The organism is Arcicella sp. GW458-12-2-14-TSB2, assembly GCF_059423785.1.
Genome location: NZ_JBWKYN010000066.1, coordinates 20,543 through 28,514, shown reverse-complemented (window position 1 = coordinate 28,514; position 7,972 = coordinate 20,543). Strand labels below are relative to the sequence as shown.

General features: G+C 35.2%; 3 protein-coding genes. All 3 read left to right on the top strand.

What is annotated here, in order from left to right:
- Positions 1-85: 85 nt before the first annotated feature.
- Complete coding sequence (locus tag AC07XN_RS11385) at positions 86-1,921, top strand: alpha-amylase family glycosyl hydrolase (RefSeq protein WP_309912538.1); 1,836 nt, start codon at positions 86-88, stop codon at positions 1,919-1,921.
- Positions 1,922-2,141: 220 nt separating this feature from the next.
- Positions 2,142-2,867, top strand: coding sequence for a hypothetical protein (locus AC07XN_RS11380; RefSeq protein WP_309912536.1), 726 nt, complete (start codon positions 2,142-2,144; stop codon positions 2,865-2,867).
- 125 nt (positions 2,868-2,992) lie between these two features.
- Positions 2,993-7,951 carry a translocation/assembly module TamB domain-containing protein gene (locus AC07XN_RS11375; RefSeq protein WP_494743157.1) on the top strand — a complete coding sequence of 1,653 codons (4,959 nt, stop codon included), beginning with the start codon at positions 2,993-2,995 and terminating at the stop codon, positions 7,949-7,951.
- Positions 7,952-7,972: the final 21 nt, after the last annotated feature.

Genomic DNA, 7,972 nt, shown 5'->3' with positions numbered 1-7,972 from the left:
TTTTAAATATTTTACTGGCATATTAATTTATATATGAAGACTATATCACTAATAATTTCCGAAACTTGTTCAACTATTAATCAACATGGGAAGCCAAAATAATAATGTAGAGAATGAAAAAATTCTTGTTGACGGAATGGGAGCAATCATTCACGAAAATGGAGTATTTTTTAGGGTATGGGCACCGAATGCTCAAGAAGTAAGTGTTTTTGGCTCGTTTAATGACTGGGATTCATCCGAATTCCCTCTTGAACATGAAGGAAATGGCTATTGGGGTGGTAATGTCTTTAGTGCTAAAGCTGGAGATGAATATAAATTCTTTTTGAAAACACCATCTGGAGATTTACAAAGAAACGACCCGTATGCTCGTAAACTAACTAATTCCATAGGGAATTCAATAATATATGACCAAAGTAATTTTGACTGGGAAGAAGATGATTTTCAAATGCCAACTTGGAATAAGTTGGTTATCTATGAACTGCATGTGGGTACTTACTATGTGAAAGAAAAAGGTAAAGTTGGCGATTTCTATAGCTTAATTGAAAAACTTGATTACCTACAACATTTAGGAATCAATGCCATAGAAGTGATGCCTCCCTTTGAATTTCCCGGAGACTTTTCATGGGGATATAACCCCTCGTATCCGTTTGCGATTGAATCAAGCTATGGTGGCCCCGATGCCTTCAAGGCATTTATCAAAGCTGCTCATCAACGCGGTATCGCTGTGATTTTAGATGTAGTCTATAATCATTTTGGACCAACAGATATGGATATGTGGCAGTTTGACGGTTGGCAAGAAAACGGTTTAGGTGGTATTTATTTCTACAACGACTGGCGTTCGGCTACTCCTTGGGGAGACACACGTCCAGATTATGGAAGACCAGAAGTACGTCAGTACATTCGCGATAATGCTATTATGTGGTTGGAAGAATTCAGAGTAGATGGACTCAGAATGGACATGACACCCTACATCAGAAGTGTAAAAGCTAATGAAGATTTAGGCACTACTATTCAAGAAGGCTTAAGTTTAATCAGGAGAATCAATGCAGAAGTTGCTGAAAAATATCCTTGGAAAATCGTCATAGCAGAGGATTTACACGGCTTAGACTCTATAACAGACCATTTAGGCAATGAATGTGGCTTGGGCTTTGGTAGCCAGTGGGATGCTCATTTTGTACATCCAATCAGGAATGTTTTAATTACGCAAGAAGACGAAAATCGTAGTATAGAAAGTGTCTGTATTGCTTTGTTAAATAAATATTCAGGAGATACTTTTAAAAGAGTAGTCTATACCGAATCACATGATGAAGTTGCGAACGGTAAGGCAAGAGTAGCTGAAGAAATAGCTTTTGATAATGTTAATAATTGGTACTCAAAGAAAAGAGCATCGTTAGGCATTGCTTTGGTAATGACTGCAGGAGGAATACCAATGTTATTTCAAGGGCAAGAACTATTAGAAGATAAATGGTTTTCGGATACAGACCCTATTGATTGGAGTAGAGCCAAAAAGTTTAAATCTTTCACTAGTTTGCACCGAGATTTGATTAAGCTACGTCTTAATTATGACGGTAATACGGAAGGATTAACAGGGCAGAATACTCAGATTATTAAAACTGATGAAACGCATAAGATTATAGTTTTTCAACGTTGGAGCAAAGGTGAGCCTGGTGATAACACAGTGGTTGTACTTAATTTTTCTAATAAGTCTTATGAAGATTTTTCAATAGGCTTCCCTCAGCAGGGAATATGGAAATTGAGATTTAATAGCGACTGGGAAGGCTATGATAAAGGCTTTGATAATTTTGATTCAACGAGTATTAGTACAGTACAAGGAGAATATGACGGAATGCAACATCACGCTTCCATTTCAATTGCCCCTTATACGGCATTGATTTTCTCTCAGGATAAGATGAATTACTAGCGGTGGGCAGAGGGCATATATTCACAAGGAATGTTACGGCATTCCTTGTGTTGTTTTAAAACAGAATGATATTTTTCCATAAAAAAACATTAATATTTTACTTATCTCGGAAAAAAAATCATTTATAGTAGACAACACTGTTTATATAAACAATATACCTGAGTATTTTAGAGTTCCATAGACAAAAAGCAGTTAAAAACATTAATTTCAAACGTATCTCATGAAAAAAATAAGCATTATTACATTGATAATGAGTTTTCTGGTTATCAATTCTTTTGCACAATCACCCGATTCTGTCTTCAATAAATTTTATGAAAGTACTGGGGGTTTGCCACTTTGGAAGAAAGTAAAGACTTATACCTTAAAGCAATCGTTTGTTGCCAATGCAGCCACTGATTATGACATGGAGGTGAAGGCATCATTAGTAGATAATTCTATGCTTAAAACAAAAACGATTATGAAGCGTAGTTTTATTTATGGCGAAAGTACTGCAGATGCCTTTTTGAAAATTCCGACGGGAAGCCGTGATAAGGCTATTATTTATGATGTAAAAGACCTAAGCGCAAAAGAACAAGCGAATATGAAAAGAGAAGTAGGCGATTTCTTGTTACCATTCTTGAATTATGAACAGAAAGGATATATCGCTACTTATGTAGGTTTAGAAGTGATTGGAGCCCAAAGATTACACCATATTGAGTTGAAGGGCAAAGATATCAAGCACGATTTGTATTTTGATAATATCACTAATTTCCTTACGAAGGCTAAATATAAATTGCCTACTGGTGAAGAAATTACACAAGATTATAATGTTTATACAACTTCTGATTTTGGATTAAAATATCCATCAGCAGGTACTTATTACAGCAGTATTGATAAAAAAGTGGTTAAGTTGACAAACGTCTTCATTTTTAACCCAGTTTTTGACGCAAATACTTTCAAACGCTAAAAAATAAATAGTAAATATCAATCCAATTGAACAGATTGGATTGATATTTTTTTGTAACACACATCACATACATGGATAAATAATTACCTATTTGCATTAGCTTTAAACCATATGAAATAATAGTAATGAAACAATTTTTAAAAATAGCGGGCATTATTTTACTAAGTTTAGTACTTGTTCTGATAAGTCTATTCTTATATTTCAGAACACCCGCCGGTGAACTATTTTTAACTGAAAAAGTAGTTTATTACCTACAAAAAAAACTCAAAAAACCATTTACTATCAAAAGAATTAGCTACAGTTTTCCCGACTGGATTGCCCTTGAGGGAGTTTATCTGCCTGATGACAAAAACGATACCTTAATTTATGGCAATAAAATTCATGTAGATATTGATATGCTTGCCTTATTAAGGAATAAAGTAAGTATTAATAAACTTGAACTAGAAAATATTAACATCAACATAAAGCGTACCCTTCCTGATACAGCCTTCAATTTTAACTATATTTTAAAAGCATTTGCAAGCACTGACAACAGTGTTACTGTTGATACTACAGCTAAGAAAAGCACTCCTCTGGATTATTATTTAACCAATATTTTACTGAATAAAGTAAGAGTAACTTATCTGGATGATGTTACAGGAGTAGATGCAAAGGTTAGATTAGACAACGTTGAAACATCCTTTAAAGACATTAATCCTACTATTTCTCAATATCATTTAGATAAATTAGCCTTGAATGGTGGAAACTTATCGCTACGATTATATCAGGCTTTGCCTAAAAAGTCACCACCTGAACCGCCCTCAACTTCTGATACCCTAGATTTAGCTTTTGGGGAAATTGATGCCAGAAACTTTCAATGGAATATCGTTGAAGAAAGTGCTGGCTTAGTCAATACTGTAAAATTGGGTGCATTGAATGTGAAGGGGGATAAAGTATATTTAGCGGGTGAGAAAGTTCATTTAAAATCTGTCAATTTATACAATACAGATGCTAAAGTTAGTTTCCTGAAAAAAGCTAATAAAGACAAAACCAAAGTACCTGTAAAGGCTGACTCTACAGCACCTAGTAATTGGAAAGTATTGGTAGATAAAATTATCTTCGATAAGAATAATATTGAATATCAAGACCAAAATCAAGTTGCTTTAAAGAAAGGACTTGACCCCAATAATTTAAAAATCAATAACTTGAAAATGAACGCAGAGCGTTTCTATTTCTCTCCTGATAATATTTCAGGGTGGTTATATTCAAGTTCATTCAAAGAAAAATCTGGCTTTGAACTCCAACGATTCCAGACAGATTTTGCTTATACTAATCGTCAGGCATTTTTGAAAAAACTCTATATCAAAACGCCTAATACCATTATCAGAGACGAGCTATCGCTGAGTTATGCTTCTTTTGACCAGCTAAGTAAAAATATAGGGGCTTCAAAAATTAAATTGAGCCTTAAAAATAGCCAAGTTGCTTTTCAGGATATTCTATTATTGATGCCTGAATTTGCCAAAATGCCTCCTTTCAAAGGCAATGAAAAAGCTTTAGTGAAAGTGGATGGATTGGCTACAGGATATGTCAATAATTTAAATATTAGTAAGTTTTCATTGACAGGCTTTGGTCAGGCCAGAGCCAACTTGCAGGGAACTATCACTGGTTTACCAGATGTAAACAAAGTTGCTTTAAAATTAAATATCAAAGAGGTTTCGCTTACTAAGAGTGATATACTAAAATTAGCACCTGCTAATACCATTCCTAATAGCATTGAATTGCCTAATAAGGTAAATTTGATAGGGACTATTAATGGCAAAATCCAGAATCTGGCAATTAATGCCAAAGTAATAACAGATATGGGAGCGGCTGCCTTTAATGGTAAACTAGTTAATATTACAGCCGATAAAAATCAGCAATACGAAGGTACGATGAGCTTGACTGCTTTTGAAGTTGGCAAGTTTATCAAGCAAACAGAAAACGTAGGTAAACTAACGTTGAATGCGAAAGTAAAAGGCAGGGGGTTAGACCTAAAAACAATGAATACGGCTATTGAAGGTACTATTCAAGAGGCTGAAATAAAAGGATATAATTATAAAAACTTAGTTTTCGAGAGTACTATCGCACAGCAAATTGCTCAGTTAAAAGCCCACATAACAGACCCAAATATTACGCTAAGAATAGATTCAAAGGTTGATTTATCGAAAGAATTTCCGGGTATTCAAGGAAACATAGCGATTTCAGAATTGAACTTAAAACCGCTTGGTTTTTATGCTGATAATATCGGTATTCACGGGAATATAGATGTTGATATGCCATCGACTGACCCGAATAATCCAAGTGGAAAAATTACAATTAATGAAGCGACGCTTTTCCAAGATGGGAAGCCAATAAAAATTGAAAATACCATTCTAACGGCTCAAAATACCTCAACAGAAAAAAGATTTGATATTCAAGCACCTTTTTTAAAGGCTACCGTAAAAGGAGATTTCAATTATTTACAGTTATCTGATATTTTCCTTACAAATATCAATCGCTATTTCACGATTCCTGATATTGCGTATAAGCCTATTACTGAGCCTTATAACGTATTGATTGAGGCAAAAGTGGTAAAACATCCTCTTTTCAAGGCTTTTGTGCCGGGCTTGACTAGACTAGATACTGTTCGCTTATCGGCAATGCTTAATAACAAGGCTGATACGGTAATGAAGATAAGCTTAGTTTCACCCAATCTGGAATATGATACCATTAAAGTGTCAAATTTTAGAGCTAACGTATATGCTAACGAACAAACGTTGACCTATCAAGCTGGATTATCTGGGGTAGAAATGAGTGCTTTTAGGCTCAGAAAAACTTTTTTGAATGGAACTGTCGCCAACAATACAGCAACGTTTAAAGCTATTTTCAAAGATTCTATCGACCAGAATAGAAATGAAGTGGCTGGATTGGTTCAAAATGCCGATAATCAATACAAAATTCGCTTAGTAAAAGGTGGGTTAAAATTAAATTATAAAGATTGGGCTGTTGACTCTACAGGTTTTATACAGTATGGCAAAGCGGGCTTGTTGATTAATAATTTTCAAATAGAACAAGAGAAACAACGCTTACTAGTGACTAGTACCACTAGCGAACCGAATGGACCAATCAATGTGACGGCTGAAAACTTTAGGATTGAGAATTTTGTCACGCTTTTTGTGCCTGACTCTACAATGGCAAGTGGAAAAATTGATGGGAAAATCCTCTTGAGCAATTATATGGTTTCTCCATCATTTACGGGTGATGTGAAAGTGACGGATTTCTTTTTCCAGAAGACTTCTATCGGTAATTTAGACATCAATGTATTCAATGAAACGGCTGAAAAAATAACGGCCAAGGCTACCTTAGTTAATGCCAATAACGACTTACAAATAACAGGAAATTACTTCCTCAACAATGAAAATCCTTTTGATTTGAGGTTAGAAATCAGAAAGCTAGGTGCTGAAACAGTACAGGCCTTTAGTTTTGGTCAGTTAAAACAAGCAAAGGGATGGTTGCAAGGGCAAGCTACGATAAAAGGCTCGACGACTAATCCACAGATAGTAGGTGACTTAGGCTTTAATAATGTCGGTTTTAATGTTTCGCAACTTGGCAGTAGGTTTTTGGTAGATAAACAGCAATTGTTTTTTGAAGGGACTACTATTCGCCTTAAACAGTTTACGATGAGCGATACCTTGAATCAGCCTTTGAAAATTGATGGTACGGTATCGTTAGCGGATATTCCTAATGTAAAATACGATTTGACGGTTGATACCAAAAACTTTATGGTATTAAACTCTAATAGAAAAGATAATGACTTTTTCTATGGAACAGGCTTTGTAGATGCCCATTTGGCAATACAAGGAATCTCATCGGCAGCTAAAATTGAAGGAGATATTAAAGTCAGAGAAAAAAGCAATATTTCTGTGATTGTACCAACCAGTTTAGATGAGCAAAGTGAAAGCGAAGGTGTGGTTATTTTTGTAGACCATAATAACGAAGCACTCGCTAAAGAAGATACTGCACAATTGTCAGTAGTAAATGATTTTTTCTCTGAGATGTCACTCAATATAGAAGCCGATGATAAATCTGAATTCACGATTGTAGTAGATGAGCTGAATGGAGATAATTTAAAAGTAAAAGGTAATGCACGGTTGAATGTTGGTATAGGGCCAGATGGACAACCCTTTATTTTAGGTTCTTACGACCTTACTGAGGGAAGCTATGGGTTAACATTCGAGGTACTTAAACGTCAGTTTACCATCCAAAAAGGTAGTAGCATTATTTGGTCTGGCGACCCTATGAATGCGGATGTAAACATTACTGCGATATATACCACTGAAACAGCACCGCTCGACTTGATGTCGAATGAGACTGAAGATGTTGCCCGTTTCAGACAAAAAGTTCAATTTGATGTATTACTAACGATGGCTGGACGTTTGACGAAGCCTGATATTACGTTCAAGATTCGTCCTTCTGAAACACAGAAATTAGTGAGTTCTACTGTTATCAGCGATATTCAAGCTCGCTTGAATAAATTGGATGCCAATGAAGTAAACAAGCAAGTATTTGCTTTATTGATTCTGAATAGATTTTTCTCTGAAAAATCATCCGACTTTTTCTCAAGTAGTGGTGGTGGTAGTGGTACAGAAGCTTTAGCACGCCAAAGTGTAAGTAAGTTACTGTCAGACCAACTAGATCAGCTAGCTTCTGACCTTATCAAAGGTGTTGATTTAGACGTAAATTTATCCTCAACCCAAGATTTTTATGGCGGAAAGTCAAGTGCTAGAACTGATTTAAGTCTTGGACTTTCTAAAGCATTTTTCAACGATAAGATTCAGATTAAAGTTGGGCGAAATTTTGAATTAGAAAATCAAACGAATATCAGTAGGGGGTCTTCGGAAGTATTTGATAACCTTCTAGTCAACTATAAATTGACAAACGATGGGCGTTACCTCTTTAAGGCTTTTCGTAAAAACCAATTTCAGTCTGTTTTAGATGGTTTTGTAGTTGAAACAGGTATTGGTTTTACGCTAACGATAGAATATGGCACTTTTAAAGAAATTTTTAACAAGTCCAAAAGTAAATAGCTTATCTCTATAAGGAAATCA